General features: G+C 41.6%; 18 protein-coding genes. 10 read left to right on the top strand and 8 right to left on the bottom strand.

Translation table 11 applies throughout. From position 1 onward, the window contains the following. Window positions 1-79 precede the first annotated feature (79 nt). Genes secB through G399_RS0100815 form a run of 3 tightly spaced genes read left to right on the top strand, consistent with a single transcriptional unit; the run spans window position 80 to window position 2140 of the window. Window positions 80-592, top strand: a complete 513-nt coding sequence (gene secB / locus G399_RS0100825; protein ID WP_006011200.1) for a protein-export chaperone SecB — start codon at window positions 80-82, stop codon at window positions 590-592. 6 nt (window positions 593-598) lie between these two features. After that, window positions 599-1621 carry an NAD(P)H-dependent glycerol-3-phosphate dehydrogenase gene (gpsA, locus tag G399_RS0100820; protein ID WP_006011199.1) on the top strand — a complete coding sequence of 341 codons (1023 nt, stop codon included), beginning with the start codon at window positions 599-601 and terminating at the stop codon, window positions 1619-1621. A gap of 45 nt (window positions 1622-1666) precedes the next feature. Further along, on the top strand, window positions 1667-2140 hold the full coding sequence (locus tag G399_RS0100815; protein WP_006011197.1) for a tRNA (cytidine(34)-2'-O)-methyltransferase: 474 nt from the start codon (window positions 1667-1669) through the stop codon (window positions 2138-2140). Window positions 2141-2326: 186 nt separating this feature from the next. Here G399_RS0100815 and G399_RS0100810 read toward each other — a convergent pair whose 3' ends face one another. Genes G399_RS0100810 through G399_RS0100800 form a run of 3 tightly spaced genes read right to left on the bottom strand, consistent with a single transcriptional unit; the run spans window position 2327 to window position 5542 of the window. Beyond that, window positions 2327-3355, bottom strand: coding sequence for an alpha/beta fold hydrolase (locus G399_RS0100810; RefSeq protein WP_006011195.1), 1029 nt, complete (start codon window positions 3353-3355; stop codon window positions 2327-2329). Window positions 3356-3362: 7 nt separating this feature from the next. After that, the gene (locus G399_RS0100805) at window positions 3363-4856 is read right to left on the bottom strand and encodes an ATP-binding protein (RefSeq protein WP_006011194.1); all 1494 of its coding nucleotides are present in this window, start codon (window positions 4854-4856) and stop codon (window positions 3363-3365) included. Beyond that, window positions 4856-5542 (bottom strand): response regulator transcription factor, encoded by a 687-nt coding sequence (locus G399_RS0100800; RefSeq protein ID WP_006011193.1) that lies wholly within the window; start codon window positions 5540-5542, stop codon window positions 4856-4858. Before G399_RS0100800 ends, G399_RS0100805 begins: the two co-directional genes overlap by 1 nt. 282 nt (window positions 5543-5824) lie before the next feature. On the opposite strand from G399_RS0100800, the gene G399_RS0100795 reads away from it, so the two are divergent. The 7 genes from G399_RS0100795 to argA all read left to right on the top strand — a co-directional run bounded on the left by G399_RS0100795 (window position 5825) and on the right by argA (window position 14166). After that, complete coding sequence (locus G399_RS0100795) at window positions 5825-6628, top strand: Spy/CpxP family protein refolding chaperone (protein ID WP_006011192.1); 804 nt, start codon at window positions 5825-5827, stop codon at window positions 6626-6628. Between the two features lie 663 nt (window positions 6629-7291). Continuing rightward, window positions 7292-8305 (top strand): N-acetyl-gamma-glutamyl-phosphate reductase, encoded by a 1014-nt coding sequence (gene argC / locus G399_RS0100790; protein WP_006011191.1) that lies wholly within the window; start codon window positions 7292-7294, stop codon window positions 8303-8305. Between the two features lie 2 nt (window positions 8306-8307). Beyond that, complete coding sequence (gene argB, locus G399_RS0100785; protein ID WP_051288456.1) at window positions 8308-9123, top strand: acetylglutamate kinase; 816 nt, start codon at window positions 8308-8310, stop codon at window positions 9121-9123. A gap of 54 nt (window positions 9124-9177) precedes the next feature. After that, window positions 9178-10098, top strand: coding sequence for an ornithine carbamoyltransferase (locus tag G399_RS0100780; protein ID WP_006011189.1), 921 nt, complete (start codon window positions 9178-9180; stop codon window positions 10096-10098). Window positions 10099-10190: 92 nt separating this feature from the next. Beyond that, a complete protein-coding gene (locus tag G399_RS0100775) occupies window positions 10191-11411 on the top strand; it encodes an argininosuccinate synthase (RefSeq protein ID WP_006011188.1) in 1221 nt (406 codons plus the stop codon). Between the two features lie 9 nt (window positions 11412-11420). Then, window positions 11421-12806: an argininosuccinate lyase gene (argH, locus tag G399_RS0100770; RefSeq protein ID WP_006011187.1), complete on the top strand. Its 1386-nt coding sequence runs from the start codon at window positions 11421-11423 to the stop codon at window positions 12804-12806. Window positions 12807-12846: 40 nt separating this feature from the next. Then, window positions 12847-14166 (top strand): amino-acid N-acetyltransferase, encoded by a 1320-nt coding sequence (argA, locus tag G399_RS0100765; RefSeq protein ID WP_006011185.1) that lies wholly within the window; start codon window positions 12847-12849, stop codon window positions 14164-14166. Between the two features lie 74 nt (window positions 14167-14240). On the opposite strand, the gene G399_RS0100760 is transcribed toward argA, so the two are convergent. The 5 genes from G399_RS0100760 to G399_RS0100740 form a co-directional block, all read right to left on the bottom strand. Next, window positions 14241-15692 (bottom strand): hypothetical protein, encoded by a 1452-nt coding sequence (locus tag G399_RS0100760; RefSeq protein WP_006011184.1) that lies wholly within the window; start codon window positions 15690-15692, stop codon window positions 14241-14243. A gap of 128 nt (window positions 15693-15820) precedes the next feature. Further along, a complete protein-coding gene (locus tag G399_RS0100755; protein WP_006011183.1) occupies window positions 15821-18910 on the bottom strand; it encodes an efflux RND transporter permease subunit in 3090 nt (1029 codons plus the stop codon). Continuing rightward, on the bottom strand, window positions 18907-22284 hold the full coding sequence (locus tag G399_RS0100750; protein ID WP_006011181.1) for an efflux RND transporter permease subunit: 3378 nt from the start codon (window positions 22282-22284) through the stop codon (window positions 18907-18909). The genes G399_RS0100755 and G399_RS0100750 overlap by 4 nt, the downstream gene beginning before the upstream one ends. A 3-nt stretch (window positions 22285-22287) precedes the next feature. Beyond that, window positions 22288-23361: an efflux RND transporter periplasmic adaptor subunit gene (locus G399_RS19910; RefSeq protein WP_006011179.1), complete on the bottom strand. Its 1074-nt coding sequence runs from the start codon at window positions 23359-23361 to the stop codon at window positions 22288-22290. Between the two features lie 250 nt (window positions 23362-23611). Then, window positions 23612-25306: an NAD-dependent malic enzyme gene (locus G399_RS0100740; protein WP_006011177.1), complete on the bottom strand. Its 1695-nt coding sequence runs from the start codon at window positions 25304-25306 to the stop codon at window positions 23612-23614. Window positions 25307-25342: the final 36 nt, after the last annotated feature.

Raw genomic sequence — 25342 nt, 5'->3', positions numbered from 1 at the left:
AATTTAAAAGGTTATGGACTCATAGCCTTTTTTTATTTTTAAACAATATAACGATAAGAAATATCGATAGGAACAATTCATGGCTGAAGAAAACAACACACCAACGGCAGCAGAACCAGAACAGGCTCCACAAGGCGCACAATTTAGCGTTCAACGCATCTACACAAGAGATATTTCGTTTGAAACGCCTAACAGCCCCGGCATTTTTCAGAAAGAATGGAAGCCAGAAGTGAAGCTTGATATCGATACACGCACAAGCGAAATTGAAGCCAATTTATATGAAGTTGTCTTATCCGTAACTGTGACCGCAATGCTTGGCGAAGACACCGCATTTTTATGTGAAGTTCAGCAAGCTGGTATTTTCGCTTTGGGCGAAATGCCGGATCAAAATAAGGCACACACTTTAGGTTCATTCTGCCCGAATATGCTTTTTCCATATGCTCGTGAAGCTGTTTCAAACTTAGTTAACCGTGGTACTTTCCCACCACTTAACTTGGCACCTGTAAACTTCGACGCCATTTTTGCGGCTTACATGCAAAAACGGGCAGAGCAAGGCGGTGCGACTGACACACCGCAACAGCTTGATTCATAATAACTAGTGAAACAAGCAACGGATAACAAGTTCGAGTCAAACATAGCCGTAATTGGTGCCGGTTCATACGGCACCGCACTAGCGTTCGTATTGGCTCGAAATGGTAATCCAACCGTATTGTGGGGACGTGATAAAAAACACGTTTCTACAATGCGCAAAACTCGTCGCAATGATAAGTATCTGCCAAATGCAACCTTCCCCGACGCCCTTTTAGTCTCTTCCAATCTAAAAGAAACATTACAAAGCGCCAAAGATGTGCTTGTCGTTGTTCCTAGTCATGCATTCAAAGAAAGTTTACAGGCAATTAGGCCGTATCTAACTGACCAACATAGATTAATTTGGGCAACCAAGGGCCTGGAACCGGGTACCGGAAGAATATTGCAAGAAGTTGCTTTAGACGTACTCGGTGACACTATTCCTTTTGCTGTCGTCTCTGGCCCAACATTTGCCAAAGAAATGGTTGCAGGCCTGCCCACCGCCATCACGTTGTCTTCGACTAACGCTGAGCTTTGTGGATCATTTTCACGAAAGCTGCATTGCTCCAAGGGCTTTCGTGTTTATAAAAACGATGATTTAATTGGCGTTCAATTAGGCGGCGCTGTTAAAAATGTAATTGCAATCGGTGCTGGTTTAGCTGATGGCTTAGGTTTCGGTGCTAATGCACGTACAGCATTGATCACACGCGGGCTGGCTGAAATGAGCAGGCTCGGCTTGGCCATCGGGGCAAAACAAGAAACCTTTATGGGCATGGCTGGTTTAGGCGATTTAGTGTTAACTTGCACTGACAACCAATCTAGAAATCGACGCTTTGGTTTAGCCCTAGGCCAAGGCATGTCCGTCGATGCAGCAATACAAAGCATTGGCCAAGTAGTTGAAGGCTATCGTAACACCGAAGAAGTAAGATTGCTTTCAAACGCCAACGGCATAGAAATGCCAATTTGCGAACAAATATATCAAGTATTGTATAAAGGCAAGTCAGCAACAGAAGCTGCTGTTGCGCTATTAAGTCGTGAACAAACTCAAGAATAGTCACCACACTCACATATTAACGATAACGGTAGGTAGCATAAATTCATGTTTCATATTGCTCTTTTCGAACCACAAATTGCGCCAAACACCGGTAATGCTATCAGATTATGTTCGAATAATGGTTGCCATTTGCATCTTATCGAGCCGCTGGGCTTCAGTATGGAAGAGAAACAACTAAGAAGGGCATCCTTAGATTATCGTGACCTTGCCAACGTAACCATTCATAAAAATTATGATGCGTTTTTGCAAGAAATGGGAAACAGAAGAATTTTTGCGTTAACTACCAAAGGTTCAATTCCGCATGACGAACCCAATTATAGAGCCGGTGATGTTCTATTATTTGGCTCAGAGACCTCGGGCTTACCTGACGATATTCGCAACGCTTTTGCTCCAGGCAACCGTATAAGGATCCCGATGTTAGCTAATGCTCGCAGCCTAAACCTGTCCAACTCAATCGCGATTGTAAGTTACGAAGCATGGCGTCAACTTGGTTTTGGCATGCCAAGTGTAGATTTATAAAGAAGCCTTTAACATGGCTACTAACCTATACTTGACTACTAGGATAGATACCACTCGGATAACCTAGCTGGCTATGCTGCTCTTGCGGCGGGAGTGCAGACAGGAAGTTTACGGATTGAAGGTTTTATTAAAGCGCGGCAAATAGACTCAGATTACTGGCAAGCCAATGAGACGATACTAATCCGTTCAGGGTGTTGAATAGTAGCTTAGGATCTTCGTTAATGCAGGCACCCTAAACTTGTCTTTTTCGAAAAATAATTCGTGTAGCGCTTCTGGGATCAAGGTTGATTCGCAGCCCTTAATATCATTAATTACTTGCTCAATCTCCTCGTTAGCTACAACCGTGTCCGCGCCAGAATATAAAATAATACAAGGCACAGTAATTTTGCTGGCCTGTTGGCGTATCTCTTTCATCGCGACTAATGATGCGTAAAGCCACTCATAAGTAACTCCCCCTAATTGCAGTTCAGGCTGCTGTGCATACGTTTTGCGAAAAATATCATACCGAACCTTACTACTCATTAAGCGATTTTTATAAAAAGCCGTTGGCATGTAGTCGTCGTGGCCAAAAAAATAGCTGGTCTTTTTTCCTCTAAGTTTATTAAAAACAACACCAAGTCGTACTAATGTAGTCATGATCCATGGTGGAAGTGGAGGCGTGATCCCAAACATAGGTGAACAAAAGACGGCTTTGGAAAATAATTTGGGTCTTGCCCTGACTAGCAGTGCTCCTACTGCGCTCCCCATCGAATGGCAGAGTAAATGCAATGGCGGGTAGGTTTGTTGCAGCATGATAGCAGGGCTATTGGACTTCTTTTGACTTGCTTTTAGGTACTTATCATCCAGTATCGGAAATAAAACGTTGTCGATAATATGGTTAAAATCACTTACATACGTATTGAAATCGTTAATATAGCCAAGCTGTGGATTTTCTTTTAGCCGCGTAGACAAGCCCTGCCCACGATGGTCATGAATAAATACCGAATGCCCATTTTGATGTAGGTCATAGATCAGTTCAGCGTATTTAGCAGCACATTCAACACGCCCAGATGAAATAACGATAACTGATTTTGCTTCATTGTGGTGAGCATACCGATAGTGCAGTGAAGTACCGTCACTGAGCATCCAGAATCCAAATGCCATATTGTGTTCAAACCAGGGCTTGATATAAGTATCAAACTTTTCTGGTAATTCGGTTTCTTTGGTTAACTGCATGTAATCACTATGAGGTTTTACTGAAAATAGGTAGTCGTATTATTACTGATAAGCCCGTTAAAGGCGATTGTTCTGCACAACTTCTTTCACCAACCTGAATATGGGCTTGGCTAATATCTTTATCAAAGCGCGCTTTGGCTTGAATACTGCCTCCATGCATTTCGATCGCAGCCTTCGCAATAGACAAACCAAGTCCAGCTCCTTTGCTCACTTCATGTACTTGGTGGCTGCCACGAAAGAATGGGTCAAACACGGTTTTTAATTCCGCAGCAGACATTCCTACTCCGTCATCATTAATGACAATTTCAACAAAGTCTGTAGCCAAATTGTGCGCCTCAATGTTGAGTTCACAGCTCACTTCATTGGCGGCAAAACGAATTGCATTGCGAAGGATATTTTCAATCGCACTAATCAGTAAAATCATGTCAGCTTTAATGCTAACCTCAGGAATAACGTTCACAAGCAGTGACTTATTCATTGCCTCAGCTTCAAACTGTGCATCCTGTAAGACGTTATTTAACAGCCCTGACAGCGTCGTTTCTTGGAGGTCAACGCCTTGCATAGAGGCGTTTATTTTAGCCAATGTGAGTACCTGTCCAATCATCTGATCCATCTTGACAATTTCGTTTTCAATTCGTGACAAGTGCTTTGCATTCACATTATTTATACTGTCTTCAGTTTGCGTGTTGAGCTGGTCCTCTAGCAAGGCGACAGCTAGCTGCAAGCGGGTCAATGGTGTGCGTAATTCATGCGATACATTTGCCACCAACTGTTTTTGGCTGTCAATTAAGCTTTGCAAACGAGCCGCCATTGTATTGAAATCTTCAGCCAAATTACCCACTTCATCTTTTCTATTTTCAAGACCTTCAATGCGAGTGGTCAAATCACCTTTGGCCAAACGGTTGCTGGCTAAACGCAGGGCACCCAGCGGTTTCGTAATACTTAGCACCAGCGCAAAGCAAAATACAGTACTGAGCAAAATAGCTAACGCCAAGCCAGAAATTGCCAGTGTAGAACGAGACGTCATATGTCGTTCCGATCGCAGCAGCAAACGTCCAAAATATATTTTATATTTGGAGCCCTTGAAGATCACTTCATATGGACCCACAAATTCCATATTATTAAGCCTGATAAGTAACGGACTGTCACTTTCAACAAACGCGTTTAACTCATCGATATTGCGCGATAGACGAGCAGGAAAACTGGCGTTAAGCTGTTTAGTCTTGGTATTTATAGCCACTATGTGAATACCCTTACGCTGCCCTAGCCTGCGCAATGATTGATTTAAGTTGTTGCTACGCTCAACTACGTTTCTAAAACGTTGCATTATTAACGCAGTCTCAGACTCTTGCTGTTGGCTGACTGCATTTACTTCCAAAACGTCGTTCAATTGCTTCTCTAAGAAAAAAGCACTCAACAAAATAACCACTAATGCAGTCCAAAACCAAATAAAAACGCGCCCAAATAAGGAATTGAAAGGATTAAATTTGGCCAATCTCATTACACTTTACTCTTAAATATATAGCCTGACCCACGCATCGTTTTGATCACGTTTTCAATACCCTGTTGTGATAGCTTTTTGCGTACATTACTCACATGCATATCTAAGCTACGGTCAAACGCACTGAGTCTGCGCCCAAGTATGTCCTCACTCAGTTTTTCCTTACTTAACAAATGGCCGACGTGTCGCATCAATAACGTAAGCAGTTGAAACTCAGTGTTAGTCAGATCTAACTCATGCGCCCCTACCATAGCTCTTTGGCTGGCTTCTTCAATTTTGATACCGTGAAAGTCTAAGTTTTGAACTTGATTAAAGCTGCTTAGATCGTCTAATCGACGGGTGAGCGCCTTCATTCGAGCAAGCAGTTCTCGATGATTAAATGGTTTAGCTAAATAGTCATCGGCACCCAACTCTAAACCTAGTATACGATCGTAGTCTTCACCTTTTGCAGTTAACATTATGACCGGCACAACGGAAAAAGTGCGAATTTGCTTCAGGGTTTCAAAACCATCCAATTTCGGCATCATGACGTCAAGTAGCACAACATCGAAACTTTGCTCTCGCACTTTCGCAATGGCTGACACTGGGCTGTTTTCGACGTCCGCAGTAAATCCATTTTGCTGCAAATATTCTGCTAGCATTTGCGTCAATGCGATGTCGTCATCAATTATTAATACGTGATACATGTATTTGCCTTAAAGCTATATTTACCGCTATATATTTACCCCTGATTAAAGGGCTGCTAACTCTTTTGAGCTGAGCATCAAAAACAAAGTGCCAAGTTTTATATATTACTCATTATAAGCACTCTATAACCTTATCATAAGTGAATTGGCAACAAAGCTCAGAAACCTTTACAAAAGCTTTACATTTGCTTGGCGTTTCTTTGCATTCACTGGGCTAATATTTATCTCGATAGTTTGTGTAAAGCTAAAATTTAAAACGATATTAATACGAGAGGAATAGCAATGAAAAAATTATTAACCAGTTTGACTGTCGCAAGTTTATTAAGTCTTAGTGCATATTCAATAAGTGCACACGAAGGAAAACGTTATGGAGATATTGAACGTGAAATAATCACGGATCCTTCGTTAACTCAACAACAAAAAGAAGATATTAAGCAAATATACAAACAAACGAAGCAGGATTTAGGTATTTACCGCGCCGAAGAAAAACAAGTCCGGGTTAGTATGCGCCCACTTATGCAATCAGATTCATGGGATCAGGTCGCCGTTACCAACGCAGTAGAACAACAGATGCAACTCACGTTGCAACTTCAGTTGATTAGAGCCAAAAGTAAAAACCAAGTGTTCAATCAATTGAGCGCAGAGCAACAAGCTCAATTCATGGCTAATCGTGATGATAAAAAAGGCACACAAAGGAATGGAAATTCTAAAAGAAAAATACAACGTCTAGTTAAAGCGCTTGATCTTAACAGCGATCAGCAAACTAAGTTAACTGTGATGATGACAAAAGATAAAGCTCGACGAGCAACTAACAAAGAGCAAGTTGAAAATGTTAGAGCGCAACTGACTGCTATCATTCAAGCTGAAGAATTTGATGATAGTGCATGGTTGGCCTTGCATGCTCAAAATAAACAGCAAAAGCGTGAGATGGAGGTGAGTAAGATCAAGTCTCGATTTGATATCTTGAGTCTACTCAACGCGGACCAAGGTGAAAAGTTTGAAAAAATGATGAAAAAGTCTAAACAAAGTAAAAGAAACAACAAACGCGATGATGATAGTAATGAAAACGAATATTTATCAAACTGAGTATGCCAGTTGAATAAAGACCCAAGTAAACTAATTCATTGTTTTTATTCACCACGATAATGTGTCAGCTAATTGCCGCATGAGGTTGTTGAATACTGAATAAAAATTTTTGGTCGATGCCTGTCACTCGTAATAAGGTATATCTGACTTATACTTACTAGCACAGAAAAATGCATGAAAAATCAACATATCAGTCATTGATGCGATATAAGTCGGGTTTACAGTCTAAGCTGGAATAAGTGCACGGGTTTTTAAACGTATTACTGTATTCTTTGTGTGTTGAACGTGGCTCTTATTTAATCACTAAAATACTGTTTATAGTTTTACAAAAGCGCTGCTAGGTAAAAAATAAATTAATTATTTATACATTTATATTGAATAATTATTCAATTTTGTTATTATTCCGTTATACAACTCAATGCAAATTTTTTGCTTGAGACCTAATAGCGATCGAATTTCTAAGTGACTAATTTAATTAATAATTTTTTATTACCAATGCCATTGACTTCTTTTCCTCCCTCTCTTTGCTATGAGAAAATGTTACGACGACATGATGTCTAGATTGTTGTATCGCAAAACATAGCACTTTCGCCCTTGGCACAACCAACATTTCTCTGTTGTGCCAGGGTGAGAGAATTTTTATTTTCAAGAAAAGACACCATTATGATTTCAACTTGTATTATTGGCGCCAGTGGTTATACCGGTGCTGAATTAATTAAATTAATTATTCATCACCCACTTTTTTCATTGGACGCCTGTTATGTATCCAATGGTAGTGCTGATAGTAATAAGCCTATTGGCTCTGTTCACCCACAATTATCCGCTCAAGCCGACCTAGTGACCATCGCCCTAAACCCAGAAGATTTGGTTCAAATGGCTGAGAAATTTGATGCTATATTTTTAGCTACTCCACACGAAGCTAGCCACGATTGGGCTGCAGCACTAAGTGGCAAAAAAGCGAAAATATTTGATTTATCTGGTGCATTTAGACTGCAAGACACCCAAGTGTTCGAGTCATTTTATGGCTTTAAACATGAACATACCGACATACTCAGTAATGCAGTATACGGATTGGCGGAGTGGCATGCTGATGCAATTAAAACCGCGAACTTTGTGGCTGTACCCGGCTGTTACCCGACCGCATCCTTGTTGGCAATCAAGCCAATGACAGAGGCTGATTTTATTGACCCTAGTGTGCGACCGGTGATTAATGCGACATCGGGTGTGAGCGGGGCTGGCAGAAAGCCATCGATGACCACCAGTTATTATGAAGTAAGCTTGCAAGCATATGGTGTGCTAGGACATCGTCATACACCGGAAATTGAATATTATTGTGGTACGCAAGTTATCTTTACGCCTCACCTTGGTCAATTCAAAAGAGGGATTTTAGCAACAATCACCATGCGATTGCGCGAAGGCGTGAAAACCTCAGATATACAGCAAAGGTATGAACAGCATTATGCCAATCAACCGATGGTTCGTTTGCGTGATTCATGGCCCAAAATTGATGATGTTGCCAATACTTCATTTTGCGATATTTATTGGAAGTTCGACGAAGACAACCGTTATTTAGTCGTAAGTTCAGCGATAGATAATTTGCTGAAAGGCGCAGCATCGCAGGCAATTCAATGCGCAAATTTGGTATTTAATCAGCCAACAGAAACAGGGTTATTGTAAACATGAATAATACGCGGCACTTACCCCAACATCACGTAAGCAATATTGTGTTGAAAGTCGGTGGAGACTTTTTTGAAGACGAGCAAGCACAAGCGAGTTTTTTTGCATCTGTCGCGACGCTGAAAAATCAAGGTCACAATGTGGCGATAGTGCATGGTGGTGGAGCGCAACTACAAGCGCAACTAACCGCGCTTGGGTTTAAAAGTGAAAAGCATGAAGGATTGCGCATCTCGCCTGATGAGCAGATGCCAGTGGTTGCGGGTGTTTTAGCCGGTACATTAAACAAAAAAATGGTTTGTATGGCTGCGCAGGCCGGTTTGACCGGCGTGGGGATTTCTTTAGCCGATGGGAATTTAGCGGTGTGCGAAGAAGTTGCGCCAATGTTGGGTGCCGTTGGCTACCCTCATCCGCGAAGTGCGAAATTATTGCACCAACTTATGCACGCTAATTTAACACCTATAATATGTTCAATTGGTAGTGATCTTAATGGTCGTTTATACAATGTGAATGCGGACCAAGCGGCTACCTGTATATCATCATTATTGTATGCAGACTTGTATCTTTTATCAGACGTCAGCGGTGTATTGGACGAAAAAAAGCAACTAATTGCACATTTAGATGATAGCAAAATACAGCAATTAGTTAATAGTGGAGTCATTACTGACGGTATGATTGTAAAAGTGAAAGCAGCCCAAGAAGCGTCTAGAACATTGGGAAAGGCAGTCCAAATTGGTAGCTGGAATGATGTCAGTATATTAATCGATGAACTGCATAGAAATACAGGTACGACCATCACTTCGAGTGGATTTTTATCTTAAAATGAATAATATCAACGAATAAAATCAGTAAATAAAAAGTAAAAGGAATAAGAGATGCAAGACTTACTCAGTTTTAGAGATTGGAATTCAACTTCAATGCATTCGCTATTGAAGCTTGCTGTCGAACTCAAAAGAAGCCCTGAAAAATTTGGTCGACCATTAGAAGGAAAATCCATTGTCGCGATTTTTGAAAAGCCTTCTTTGCGCACCCGAGTAAGTTTTGATATCGGTATCAATAAACTAGGCGGGCACATGGTTTATGTGGATAGCCAAGGTTCTCCATTGAAGGATCGGGAGGACCCAATTGATGTTGGCGCCAACCTTGCTTGTTGGGCTGATGCAATTGTGGCCCGGGTATATGAACACAAAACGCTGGTGGACCTTGCTGCAGGTGCAAATATTCCGGTCATCAATGCATTGTGCGACTTATACCATCCTTGCCAAGCGTTAGCTGACTATTTAGCCATGTTCGAAAAACTTGGCGATGTAAAAGGGAAAACCATGGCTTATATCGGTGACGGTAATAACGTAACTCATTCATTGTTGATAGTAGGTGCGTTATTGGGTTGTCACCAAACTGTTATTACCCCAAAAGGATTCGAAATAAACCCTAACATCGCTAAACATGCCGCTAAATTAGCTTATGAAAACAATGTCAGCTTAACTATCGCGAATGATATTAACGAATTAGGGCAGGCTGACATTCTATATACAGACACTTGGCTATCAATGGGCGACAATACCCCTTTGGCAGAAATAAAGGATAAATTTGCAGTTTATCAGGTGAATGAAGCATTAATGCAAAGATCGGGCGCAAGTCATGTGATGCACTGCCAACCAGCCCACCGCGATTTAGAAATTAGCGGTAGCTTGATGGACAGTGACCAATCATTGTTAATGCTCCAAGCTGAAAACCGCATGCATGCACAAAACGCAATTTTAGCAATGCTGGTTGGTAATGTCGCATTAGATTAATATTGCCGACTACACTAGATTAACAAATACGACTACCTATTTAGACAACTGATCGAATAACCATCGTCTCATCAGTAATTAAGGATTTAAGAATGGCATTAACAGATAATAAAAGCGCAATAAAAAAAGTCGTACTGGCCTACTCAGGCGGACTCGACACATCAGCAATCATGCCTTGGCTTAAAGAAAACTATGATTGTGAAGTTGTCGCTTTTGCCGCTGACGTTGGTCAGGGTGATGACGAACTTGAAGGATTATACGACAAAGCTATGGCATCAGGTGCAAGCGAGTGTCACATCGTTGATCTGAAAGAAGAATTTGTGCGTGATTTCATCTACCCGACCATCACAACAGGTGCCGTTTATGAAGGCGAATATTTATTAGGCACGTCAATGGCTCGCCCTGTTATAGCCAAAGCACAAGTCGATATTGCGCGCAAAGTAGGCGCCGATGCCTTGAGCCATGGTTGCACCGGCAAAGGCAACGACCAAGTCAGATTTGAAGGTGCTTTCGCGGCACTAGCGCCTGATTTACAAGTGATTGCCCCGTGGCGCGAATGGGACATGGTCTCGCGTGAAGATTTACTCGATTATTTAGCTAGCCGAAATATCCCAACGTCCTCCTCAGCAACTAAAATATACAGCCGTGATGCAAACGCATGGCATATATCTCACGAAGGCGGTGAACTTGAAGACCCATGGTGCGAGCCGAGCAAGCAAGTGTGGACAATGACCACCGATCCTGAAGAAGCACCAGACAAAGCTGAGCGTATTTCCCTTATATTTGATGAGGGTAGATTAACCCATGTCAATGGCAATGCATTATCGCCTTATCAAGCATTGGTAATGCTTAACCAACTTGCTGCTCCACATGGTGTTGGTCGTATCGATATCGTTGAAAACAGACTAGTAGGCATGAAGTCACGTGGTTGCTATGAAACACCTGGCGGCACGGTAATGATGAAAGCTTACAAAGCACTGGAATGTCTTGTTTTGGACAAGTCAGCGTTGAAATTCAGAGAACAACTTGCCCTCGAATTTGCACATGTTATGTACGATGGACGCTGGTTTACAGCGCTAAATGACGCTTTATTAGCCAGCGCGGCAAGTTTCGCAAAATTGGTTACTGGCGAAATAGTCGTGAAATTATACAAAGGCCAAGCTACGGTCGTGCAGCGCCAATCACCAAACAGCCTATATTCGGAAGACTTTGCCACCTTTGGCGCAGATGACGTTTATAACCAAAGTCATGCTGAAGGATTTATTAGATTGTTTAGTTTATCTAGCAGAATTAAAGCATTAAAACAAAAATAAGGAAGCATCATGGCATTATGGGGTGGGCGTTTTCAGTCCGGTAGTAGCGATATGTTTAAGCAAGTTAATGATTCACTGCCATTTGATTATGTCATGGCAGTTGAAGATATTTGGGGATCCGTTGTTTGGTCTCGTGCGCTAAAAGACGCTGGAGTGTTGAGAGAAAATGAGCAACTTCAACTCGAAAATTCTCTGAATGCGCTAAAAAAGCAAGCAGAAGAAGGCACTCTTGATTTTGCTAACTCGCCTGAAGAAGATATTCATAGTTTTGTAGAGGCGACCTTAACGGCTGAATTGGGTGATGTTGCCAGAAAACTACATACCGGTCGCAGCAGAAACGACCAAGTGGCCACTGATTTTCGTTTATGGTGTCGTTTACACTTAACGTCACTAAGAGACGATTGCTTAAATGTGATTAGTGCGCTGTTAAAAGCGGCAACTCGCCACCAAGATGCCATTCTTCCGGGCTATACACATTTGCAACGCGCACAACCTGTGTATTTTGCACATTGGTGTCTGGCTTATGTCGAAATGTTAAAACGTGATGTCAGTCGAATTGAAGACTTACAAAAGCGGTTAAATCAATGTCCTTTGGGCTCTGGTGCATTAGCAGGAACCACATTCCCAGTTGATCGTCACAAGATCGCGGCAGAGTTAGGTTTTGACTCTCCTTGTTTAAACAGTTTAGACGCTGTTTCCGACCGTGATTTTGTGCTCGAACTCCTTTTCAACGCCAGCACAAGCATGATGCATTTGTCACGCATGAGCGAAGACTTAATTTTCTATAACAGTGGCGAAGCTGGTTTTTTACAATTGGGCGATTCCGTTACATCGGGTTCGTCACTCATGCCGCAAAAGAAGAATCCAGACGCACTGGAACTAATGCGCGGTAAATGTGGCCGCGTATTTGGTAACTTACAAGGCTTACTGGTTACCATGAAAGGCTTACCACTGGCATATAACAAAGACATGCAAGAAGACAAAGAAGGCGCAATAGACAGTGTCAATCAATGGCATATTTGTTTATGCATTGCAGTGGAAGTGCTTGATACATTGTCGCTAAACGAAGAAAGATGTCGAGCGGCTGCTCAGCAGGGCTATGCGAACGCAACCGAATTAGCCGATTATCTAGTGGCAAAAGGTATCCCGTTTAGAACGGCTCATGATATTTCTGGACAAGCTGTGGTAATGGCAATCTCAAAAGGCAAAGCGCTCGAAGAGTTAAGTATTGCGGAGTTGCAAACAATAAACGATAAAATCGAAGATGATGTCTATCCTGTGCTGGAATTAGAGTCAGTTTTAAATAAACGTAATGTGCTTGGTGGCACCAACAAAGAGTTAGTTACCAAAGCATTATATGTCGAACTAGAAAAGCTCGACCAACTCATAGGGTAGCCAATGAGTCTGCTTATTGTTGATGTTAAGAGAGATTAAGATGGCATTGTCTGATTCGGAAAGTATTCGTCTATTTAGGAGTTCTGCTCCCTATATAAACGCGCATCGTGGTAAAACCTTTGTGATTATGTTTGGTGGTGAAGCGATTGAAGATCCTAATTTTCCTAGGATAATCCAAGATATCGCGCTGCTTAACAGCCTAGGTGTTAGACTTATTCTGGTGCATGGCGCTCGACCACAAATTGATCAGCGTCTCAAACTTCGTAATAAAGAATCGAAGTTTAAAAACAATATCAGGATTACCGATAAAGAAACCTTAGAATGCGTCAAAGACGCAGCAGGTTCGCTGCGCAGTCAAATTGAAGCCTTACTTACCATGGGTTTACCTAATTCACCTATGCACGGTTCGCAAATTAGAGTCTGTTCAGGAAACTTGGTGGTTGCTAGACCTCTAGGCGTAAAAGAAGGCGTCGACTTTGAAAATACGGGCCTAGTTCGCCGTGTCGACGTGCAAGGCATCAATGATCACCTCTCCGATGGCTCAATTGTATTACTTTCACCTATGGGATATTCACCCACCGGCGAAATTTTCAACTTATCCCATGAAGACGTTGCTACGCAGGCTGCTATTGCAATGAAAGCGGACAAAATTATCACGCTCTCAGAACGCGACGGTATTTTTGATAAGGCAGGTGAGCTGTTAAGAACAACTGAATTAAATCTGATTAAGAAAGAGTTAGCAGCTAACAATATTGACGCTGAAACAACCTGTTTAACAGCCATGATAAGCTCTGTTGAAGCAGGGGTAACGCGAGCACATTGTGTCAATTATCACACTGATGGCGTGTTACTGAGAGAGTTATTTACGCGTGATGGAGCAGGTTCACTTGTATTGCAAAACCACTATGAACAGCTTAGAACGGCGACCATAGACGATGTTGGAGGTATCTTAAAGCTAATTAAACCGTTAGAAGAAAGCGGTGCTTTAGTAAAACGCTCACGTGAACGATTAGAAAATGAGATTGGCCTATTTACCGTCATTGTTAGAGACGGGATGATTATCGCCTGTGCGGCTTTATATATGTATAGAAACGACGCTTGTGGAGAGTTGGCCTGCGTTGCAACACATCACGATTATAGAGGCGGAAACAGAGGCGAACGCCTACTCGATGAAATTCGTAAAAAAGCAATTTTAGGTGGCCTTGAGCGTATTTTTGTTCTAACCACCGTCACTGGCCATTGGTTTTTAGAGCAAGGCTTCGAAGAAAAAACGATTGAAGCATTACCCTCAGCTAAACAGGAGATGTATAACTTTACACGTAATAGTAAGGTTTTTATGTTGTCACTATTTGTGAACTAATCGACATCAGAAAAAACGTAAACTGCACATCGGCCATGAGTTAATCGAAATCAGTTATGCCTTACGTAATTGTCTTAAACTTTTTTCCATAAGTTTTGTAGCTTCTTGTACCCAAAAAATCCATAAGGATTCCAATAACTTGGAATAATATCTAGTTCTTTACGCTCTTCAAAATTTGACGCCAACTTGCGCAGTATTTCTTGTAAACGAGCAGGACTAATTTTTTCAAGCTTCTTTTTTGTTGTAGAAAAGTAAAGGTTACTTTTCTTATCGATAGAAACGACTTGACCGGAAGCGATAAAAGTCAAATTACGAGTTACTATCCGACATGTTGGTACAAAAGGATCTTCAGGATTGAGTCCAGTCACTATTGCGTATTCGTAACGATCTATACTTTTATTATCGTCGTCTTTGGGAATATAGGTAATACCATAACCTTGCGGGAAATGCCCTACTATGGCGAGTAAGCTATCTGCTACTACTTTACTAATACTATCGCGTTCAGCTGCTTTGCCTACTATTAGCATAGCTTTGGGCAGATCAAAAAAATTGTGATTTTGTTTAGAAGAAAATATAATAGAGGCATAAATCTGTGGCGCTTTGATTAAATTCCCCACGCCCAATTTTGGTTTAAGCGCACTAATCAAAAGCGTGCGAATGAAATTCAGTCGCTTTTTTTCGTTTTGTGCAAATTCTGTTCTTTCTGCTTTGCAATTCCCTACATATCTCTGCATGCCCAAACCATAGGTAATAAAGTGTAGTGTCTGCTCATGGTTTATTTTAAGTAAGGTTAGACGGTCTTCTTTGTCTAATAGCCTAAATTCGTCGAGCGTTCCATCTTCGCCCTTTAAAATAATTTGTGCGTTGGGGTGCAATGAACCGATGTCTTGAAATAGCGCTGCCATGATGACAGGAATAGCGACTTGGCGTTGGTAAAGGGTTAAATCGCCTTCTTTTTCTGAATAACGCAGGTTAACCTGATACCGTTCATTGATATATTGATTATTGATTTGTCCATCATTTAGCAGTTTATCTAACAATCTAATTGCCAACACTCCCCTGTAGGCGGGTTTTAATCTTTGGTTTTTATGGGCAAGTTTTACGCCCTCGCCGGGAGAAAGTAATTGCAAAGTACCTAATAATTTTGCGCTGTTAACCTGCGTCTTTTTCCAATTTTCTGCTTCACAAAGTACAAGTAATTTAGAACATACGTCCAACACGTTTTGCAATCTTAGGATGCGCATATCTTCTTGGCGAGCATCGTCTTTATGTAAATCTCGCCGGGCAACATCAAGCTTTTTAACTAATATATCTTTATTTTTTGCAACCGCTACTTGCAAAGCGTCTTCTAGGGATTTTATCTTTTTTTGTTGTTCCAGATACGCCTGTTTATCTTTATCTACATTTTCAAAGTAAAGCCGCGCTTGTTCGAATAGGGAATCTTTTTGTGCTGTGCTACTTTGGATGCTCCTAACCAAATTAGAAACCGATTTAGTATAGGAAGATCCACCCATGGGGCCATGCATAAGCGTTACCTAATGTGAGCGGTTTTATCGTAACACATAGTATAGTCTAATTTTTTCTTCCAATACGGTATACTTAATCACCGTTCTAATGTGAATTTGATACTTAAGGTGTGAGCAATCACAGGATTTTAAATAGGCATTTTCTTATCCGCAAATGCTTTGGCTTTGGCAAACCGCTGGCTTGAGCGTTCACCCAGTTTGACTAGCATCAAATAACAAAATGGAACCAAAAATAAACTAGTAAAGGTTGAAAACAATAGGCCACCGATAATGGCCACAGCCATTGGGTAAGTTTCGCTATCATTGGCAGCAAACGTTAACGGAACCATACCTATAATAGTCGTCGCTACGGTCATAAAAATCGGCCTAATTCGGCTTACACACGCTTCTACAATCGGCGCAATGAGTGTTGCTGAGTCGGTTTTCAACTTATTAATCTGGTCAATCAGTACAATGCCGTTATTCACCACTATACCCATTAAAATCAACATGCCGATCATGCCGGTTTCACCCAAACCCATACCCATTATTGCAAAGGTCCAATACACTCCAATAAAGGCTAAGCCGATAGACGATAATATGGCGATCGGCATTAACAATGATTCAAACAACGCCGCCATCACAATAAAAATAAGCGCTAAGGCGAGTATCATATTTATCAACATGTCTTTTGCAGCTTCTCTATCTTCCGTAAACTGGCGTCCTAAGTTCCAATCATAACCCGCAGGCAACTCAATATTATCCATCACCTCTTTAATTTTTTCGGCTGCTTGATCACGGCTTATATCTGCAAGGTTGATGGAAATACCTAGCGTGGTTCTCCGTTGCACGCGCGTGATCTGTTGCATGATTGGCTGGGTATCAAAGACCACTAATTGTTGTAAGGTAATAATGCGTCCGTTACTTTCATAGATCGGTAATTGCTTAATGCGCTCCATAGGTACTGCTTGTTCAGGATGGTAAACCAAACGGATATCAACTTCTCCTAACGTCGCATCGCGAAAAGAACGCAGGTTGATGCCTCGCAGTGAGTTTGCAATACGCATAGCAATGTCTTGGGTGTTTAACCCTAAGCGTGACACTATTTTGCGATCGATACGCAATACCAATTCCATATCTTGGTTTTCATCATCAATACCGACCTCAGAAAAACCCTCTACATTGCTCAGTCGACTGATAACCGATCCACTCATTTCCAATAGGCGTTTTGTAGAACTCCCGTTTAACGTCATCTTAACCAGTTTTTGCTTTTGTTCAGACCACTCAAATGAGGGTTTCGCAATCGCAGTTTCAGGAAATCCTTGTTTAATTTGTTCTTTTAAATCATTAAAAGGAATTGAGTAACCCTCTTTTAGTTTCACACGAGACATCGCATAGCTTGAAAAAATCCGACTATTCACTTGAGTAAACTCAAAGGCTTGCTGGTTGGCGTACAAGTACTGCTCCATTTGGTCTACCAAACGACTCACATCCGCTAATTTTTGTTGACCTTGAATATGGTAAACAATAATGACTTCAGTCTCTCCTTGGCCCATCTCACTATTAGCATTGACTAATTGTTTGGTGAAGAAGCCACTAACACAGAGCAAAAAAATGAAAGCGCCGGTAACTTTTGGATATGTCAGTATTCTGATGAGATTTGGACGGTACCATTTGTCTAAACGTCCCTGTGTTACGACACCTGATAACGCAGTTTGATCTATCCGACTTAGCATTAGTGGAATAACGGTTTTGGAAATAATTAACGAAGCAAACAAAGGTAAACATATGGCGACCGCTATTTGTTCAACCAGAATGGTAATAAAGTTTTTTTCGCCAAGCAGTAAGGGCATAAAAACGATGGTAGTGGTCAAAGTACCACTTATTATTGCAATACTGACGTTATCAACCCCTTTGAGAACTCTCTCTATGGCGCTTAATGACTTATCTTTTTGCTGAAGAATACTTTCACAAATGACCACCGAGTTATCAATTAATAAACCCACGGCAATAAAGAGTCCAGCAAGTGTCAGCATGTTTAAGCTGTAGCCCATAAAGTACATGCCAGCTAAGGCAAAACTCAATGATATAGGCACAGACGCGACCACCACCAACGTGATCTGAATATTACGCAAAAAGATAAATAGAACGATAAAAGACAACACAATACCGAGCCCACCCGCTTTCAGTAAACCACCCAATGATTGTTGAATTTCTTCACCGCTGTTGTCTTCTATACCGATAGTAATGCCTTTAAAGTCATCCGCTAGACGCAAGGCTTCAACTAGCGCAACAATGCTATTGGTCACATCAATCACATTTGAATCCGACTCTTTGAACACCTCTATGCCGACGGATTTTTTTCTGTCAGTTCGTATTTCACTGTTTCGGGGTGGCGTCACTAATCCAACCGTTGCTACTTCACTTAATTTTACCCCTGCTCTAACCTGGAAGTTTTCGATGTCTGCTAAGCTCTGGTATTGGCCGTCAGGTGACACTCTAAATTTGCGACCGGCATTGAGAATAGAGCCGGATTTGACCAAAAAATTACTGGCTCGTAAATCACGCAATAATTTACCCTGATCCACCCGGTTCATGGATAACTTAGTGCTATCCAGCTGAATTTCAATATAAGGTTGGATCACGCCCCGCATTTCAACTTGACCAACACCTTCAAGACGTTCCAGAGGTTGTTGTAGTTTTTGGTTCAAAAAATCATAAGCTTGAGATAAATTTTTATCACCTGACAAGACTAAGCTGATGACAGGCAGGTCTTGGGTCGAAAACTTTTGCACGAAGACTCTTTCCACATCATCGGGCAAGAGGTATCGCACCATATCAACTTTTTCTCGCACTTCTAATATTTTGCTATCCAAATCCGTACCAAGATCCATAAAGACTCGAATAGATGCTCTATCTGCGCGGCTAGTAGAACGCATTTCGGTAATACCGCCTAAAGTCGATACCGCTTCCTCTATTGGACGAGTTATCAATCGTTCGACTTCTTCTGGGGTTGCGCCATTGTACGGCACATTAATAAATGCTATCGGGATATTGAGTGCCGGCCAGCTTTCTTGTGGCAACAGCTTACTCGAAATAAGCCCAGTCAAAAAAAGCGACATAATTAACATACCCGTGGTGACAGGTCGCTTTATGGCTAAGGCCGTTAACCAAACCGTGGCCGGCAAGTCTGCCAATTTTTGCGTAAATCGTTTGTTATGAAACTTAGGGGCTGTCATATTTTCGCCTCGATTGTTTTATCAGGGAAATTGTCAGGACCATCACTTTCAAGAGATTCACTTTCAAGAGCTTCACTTTCAAGAGATTCACTTTCAAGAGCTTCACTTTCAAGAGCTTCATTTAGCGGATCGTCACTTTCTATTTGATAGTCTTTTCTATCAAATAAGCTATACAACACTGGAATTAGTAACAGTGTCAGCATGGTTGCAACCAGCAAACCACTCATGACCGTAATCGCCAAAGGAGCACGCAGTTCGGCGCCCTCTCCACTACTGAACGCTAGGGGAGCTAAACCCAATATTGTGGTTAATGAGGTCATAATAATAGGCCGAAAACGAGAACTACTGGCTTCTATAATCGCAGCCGTTTTTTCAACTCCGCTGTGGCGCAGCTGGTTAATTCTATCAACTAAAACGATGGCATTATTCACCACTATGCCAGTAAGCATAATAACCCCAATAAGCACAATCACGCTGATGTTGGTGCCAGTTACGAACAAGCCTAATACCGATCCTAATACGGCAAGCGGGATCGAAAACAAAATAATAAACGGATTTAGTAATGACTCAAATTGTGATGCCATCACTAAGTAAACCAAAAATATAGCCAAAGCCAAGGCCATCATTAATGAAGAAAAGGAACTTTCCATTTCTTCATTTTGACCCGCAACCGTGGCTTTTATGTTGAACGGCAAATACAAATCGCTGACTAAATTTTCTGCTTTTTGGGCTGCCTCTGATAAATCACCAAAAGCCAAAGAGGCTGAAATAATGGCCACACGACTCTGATCAATACGGTTAATTTCATTCGGTCCAATACTTTCAGTTATGTCAGCTACTGCCGACAAAGGCAACGACCTACTTTGCTCTGAGTTGATGGTTAATTGGCGAATAGCTTGTACCGAATTTCTAGCGCTTTCATCGGCGCGCACTAAAATATCAACTTGTCGGTCTTGTAGGTTATATTTACTGGCAACTGAGCCCGCAATTTTAGTCACCAACTGATCAGCAATATCGGCTCCCCTTAGCTCCAAACTTGCCAAGCGCTGATTATCGAAGCTTATGTTTAGTTCAGGTTGTCCTGCTCGTAAACTATTGTTTAAATCAATAAACTGCTTATCTAGCGACAGCTTTTGCATAAGTTGGTCGCTATATTTTTTAAGGGCGACAAGATCGTATCCTGATAAAATGACTTGCAGAGGACGCTCCGTGGTGAACATATCTACTTGTGCTATTTCAGCGCTCACATCGGCCATTTGTGCGACTTTATCCCTGACCACAGATTTTACTGCGTCGACGTCTTGACTATTATTAACTGCAACCAATAATTGGCCCCAGTTTTCACCCCCTTTACTAGCTGAACTCATCATCAAGCTGCCACTTCCAGCTAGGGAGTAGCTGTGCTTGACGCGCTTATCGTTGGCAATCGTGGCTGCCAGCTCTGTCAGTCTGGTATCCGTCACCGAGATAGGTGTGCCTTGGGGCAAGGTTAACTCAATAGTGAATTCAGCTTTTTCTACCTCGGGTACTAATTCAACAGCGATTTTGGGTAATAAGCTCAGTACTACAATGGCAAAAATAACACTACAGGCAACTAAAATAAGTCGATGTTGCAACGTGGATTTTAGTAATTTTGAATAAGCTAAGGCTACTTTTTCGAAATAAAGACTAAATATTTTATGTGCGGGCTTAAAAACTAGAGTCATGATTTTGGTGATCATGTTGGTCAACAGCAGTACCGCTCTTGTTATCAACATGGGCACATAATTAAAAATTAATACAAAAGGGAATGCCGCAACTTTCGCTATTATATTGAAGGTTTTTTTTGCCGTGCTAACCGGCGCTTTAGGTATTTTTTTATCTGCTAAGACAGGACCATTATCGGTTGTAATTGTACGCTTATCGAATTGACGGGAGGCCAACATTGGAATTAATGTTAATGCCACCACTAACGAAGCAAGTAAGGCGAAAGTGACGGTAATAGCCTGGTCACTGAATAATTGTCCTGCAAATCCCGTGACGAAAGCCAAGGGGAAAAAAACAGCTAGTGTGGTCAAAGTGGACGCCGTTACAGCGCCGGAAACTTCATCGGTACCGCGTACCGCCGCTTCTATAATGCTCGCACCTTTTTCTCGGTATCGTGCAATATTCTCAAGCACAACGATGGCGTTATCCACCAATAAACCGACAGCTAACGCAATGCCGCCTAATGACATAATGTTAAGGCTGATATCATTAGCAAACATTAGGTTAAAGGTGGCAATAATGGAAACAGGTATGGCCAATGAAATAATAATAGTATTGAAAAAATTACCCAAGAATAAATATAAAATCAGCATCGCGAGTAATCCACCTAAAATGGCAGCACTTTTTACTTCATCCACCGCATTCACAATAAATTCAGATTGATCGTAAATGACTGTAAAAGAGAGCTCTTCAGGTAACGTTTTTGCAAGCTCAGCTAATTTAGCATTGACCGCTTTTGCTACAGTTACCGTGTTTGCATCACCTTCTTTATAAATTGCTAATTCGATAGCTTCATTATTATTGACTCGAGTAATATCGGTGCGTTCTTTTTCGCCATCAATTACTCTTGCAATGTCTTTCAGATAGATGGTTTTGCCATCGACTTGTTTAATAATCATATTGCCGAGCTGGTCTAACGAAACAAACTGATTGACCGTGCGTACCAAGTATTCTTGTTGACCATCGTATACACGACCTGCCGACATATTGATATTTTCACTCTGAATGCGAGCAACAATACTTTGCGCTGTGATCCCTCTGCGCGCTGCTTTTTCTTGATCGAAAATAACTTGAATTTCTTGCTGTAAGCCACCGCCAAGTTGTGCTGCTGCGACACCTGAAATGGTTTCAATTTGACGTTTTATTTCTTGTTCAGCGAAGGTGCGTATTTGTTTTAATGCGCGGGGGTGAGTATTCTCAGTGGATAAACCTAAGCGAATAATAGGATCTAGTGCTGGGTTAAAACGCAAGATAACAGGTTTGTTAACGTCGATGGGTAGCGCAATAATATCCAGTTTTTCGCGCACATTTTGAATCGCGAAATTCATGGCCGTACCCCACTCAAACTCAATAACAACATCCGATTGCCCGGCTTTTGAGATGGAATGTACTTTGCGAATGCCTTTAACAACTCCCACCGATTCTTCGATAGGTTTGCTGATCAGTTGTTCTATTTCAGCCGGCGCGGCACCGGGATTTTCTGTTCTGATTGTGAGTGTAGGATAAGACAGATCGGGCAATAAAGACACCGACAAACGCGAAAAACCAACCATACCAAATAACATAACTGCGAGAGTAAACATCGCGACTGTTACCGGGCGCTTGACCACCGTACTAACAATACTCATAAACTAGTCCTTTGCTATCACATCGTCGCTGGTTTCTTGCCCCAAAATTTGCACGTCACTATCAATTTTTAAGCCTTGTTGACCAACAATTACTATTGGCTCTTGTGCATTTAAGGGAGTTAAAATCTCAACATAACCGTCCTGTTCAAAACCGGTTTCTACAACAAGTCTTTTTGCTTTATTGTCTTTTACTACAAATAGACTGGTTTCAGTGTCAGTCACACGTAAGGCTTTTTGTGGCACTAGTTGCGCATTATCGCGCACATCTAAGGTAAGAGACACTTTGGCAAACATACCAGGCTTTAAACGATGGTCATCATTGTTCACTTTCAAGGTCACTTTGAAAGTACCTGTCTCAGTATCAATAATCGGAGATATCAGAACCACGGAGGCTGGAATAACTAAATCGGTAGATGGAAAATCTAGATAAGCTTGTTGATCTATATGTACGTTATTTATTTCAGCTTCTGGCAGATAGACAACGCCTTGCAGGCTATCAAGCGCCACTATCTTAAACATTTCACTGCCCACTTGGGCTGTCATGTTGCCCTCTTTTACCATTCTTTGGGCGACAACACCCGATATTGGTGCACGCACTTTAGAGTCACGAACTTGGATAGCGGCGACTTTTTGTTGGTTTGTTCGCGTTTTAACTAAGAATTCAAGTTTTTCAAAGTCTTTCGCCGCGATAAGCTGCTTGCCATCAACTGGTTTACTGCGATTAAACTCTGCCACTGCTGAGTTAAGATCTATAGTGGTGCGTTCGAGTTCTAATAAATAATTTTCAGAGTCAATTTCAGCTAAGGTTTGTCCTTTTTTAACGGACATTCCTACTTCAACCAAAATCGTGTCAATCATACCGCTGACTTTATTCGTGACATTACTCTCAGCTCTGGCTTCAAGTATAGCGGTGGTCCGATAAGTGTTGGTTATTGTTCTATTTTCGACGAGTGTTACTTCAACAGGAACTTTATAGACTTTCTCCTTGACCTTTTCTTCCTGCGCTGGATTAGGAGAGCAAGCTGCTAATGAAGCAACTAACAATAGTAATAAAGTAGATGGTGTGTTTAGGCTCATAGCAATCCATTGATTTTATATTTACGACTATATTATCCGCATTAGGAAATGAGATACAAATAGCTTCTGTTCTTAATTGTAACTACCCGTGACTAAGAATAAATATGCACAAGGCTAACGTGGCAACTTGACAGTACTTTTTATTGGGGAAACGAGTCCATGACTAGGTTGCGGGTTGTTTTGATGGATTTAATAGGATTGAGCAAAAATGCCTGCTTGCGATCGACACAAACAGGTATCCGCTATTTAATTAAAGGCTGACGCGCTTATATGGGCGATATTCTGGTTTCCAAAAGTTACTTTCAATACGTTGCTCTAACATTTCGTCTGGGATAGATAATGCTAGCCCTTGCCCCATCGCCACTTTTGCCACTGCAAATGCGATTTTTCGACTCAAATTTCCAATTTCGGTCAGCGGTGGCAGTAATTCGCCATTAGGATCAGTCACCATCGGCGAAGCATCGGCGAGTGCGTTGCTGGCTGCCATCAGCATTTCATCACTAATTAGGCGCGCTTTGGCTGCAATAACACCCAAACCTATGCCAGGGAATATATAGCTATTATTACATTGAACAATTGGATAGACCTTATCTTTATATTCGACAGGCTTAAAAGGACTTCCGGTAGCAATCACTACATTACCATCGGTCCATTCGATGACTTGTTCAGGTCTTGCTTCAACCTGACGAGACGGGTTACTTAGTGGGAAGATGATGGGTTTTTCACTATTTTGCGCCATCGTCCTTATCACTTGCTCATTAAATAAACCGGGTTGACCTGAGACCCCAATCAATACATCGGGTTTAGCGCAATGGATAACATCTAGTAAGGATGCATACTCTCCACTGTATGACCAATTTTGTAGGACTACTTTGGGTTGCTGTAATGCTTGCTGGAAATCGCGTAAGTCTTGCATCCCCTCCGTCAACAAGCCAAAACGGTCAATCATAAACACATGTTGACGGGCGTCTTTATCGCTTAAACCTTCAAAAATCATCTGTTGAATAAGCATTTCAGCAATACCACAGCCAGCTGAACCTGAGCCCACAAAAGCAATATTCATGTCCGATAACTTAACACCACGAACTCGACAGGCCGCTAAAATAGTGCCCAGCGTCACCGCAGCAGTGCCTTGAATATCATCATTAAAGCAGCATACTTCTTCGCGATACTTCTTCAATAAGGGCATTGCATTTGGCTGTGCAAAATCTTCAAACTGGATCATTACTTCAGGCCAACGTCTGCGCGCGGCACAGATAAACATATCCACAAACTCATAGTATTGATCTTGATTTATTCTTTCATGCCGTGCACCCATGTACATTGGATCGTTAAGTAATTTCTGATTGTTGGTTCCAACGTCTAACATTACAGGTAATGTATATGCGGGACTGATGCCGCCGCACGCTGTGTATAATGAGAGTTTACCAATTGGAATACCCATGCCTCCAATACCTTGATCACCTAAACCAAGAATCCGCTCACCATCGGTTACCACAATGACTTTCACCTTGCGTTTGGTTGCGTTACGCAAAATATCATCCATTAAATAACGTTCTTCATAACTGATAAATAAGCCACGCGAACTGCGATAGATATCCGAGAAACTCTCACATGCATCACCAACAGTAGGCGTGTAGATAATGGGCATCATTTCTTCAATATGTGCTTGCAGGAGTCGATAAAACAAAGTTTCGTTATTATCTTGAATTGCACGTAAATAAATGTGCTTATTCAATGGGTTCTCGAACCCTTTGTATTGTTTATAAGCTCTGCTGACCTGCTCTTCGATAGTTTCGTATCGAGGCGGCAGTAAGCCCAGTAAATTGAAATTTTTACGCTCTTTTTCGGTAAATGCGCTACCTTTATTTAATAGAGGTGTCTCAAGTAAAGAAGGCCCTGAATGCGGAATATATAGGTGATTGTGCTGACTGTTGTCGCTCATTCGTGAATTCTCTTTTATGCATGATGTGTTAGTTAT

This window comes from Brumicola pallidula DSM 14239 = ACAM 615 (assembly GCF_000428905.1).
Lineage (GTDB): Bacteria > Pseudomonadota > Gammaproteobacteria > Enterobacterales > Alteromonadaceae > Glaciecola > Glaciecola pallidula.
The sequence above is the reverse complement of the archived record's forward strand: the minus strand, read 5'-3'. Positions and strand labels throughout refer to the sequence as shown.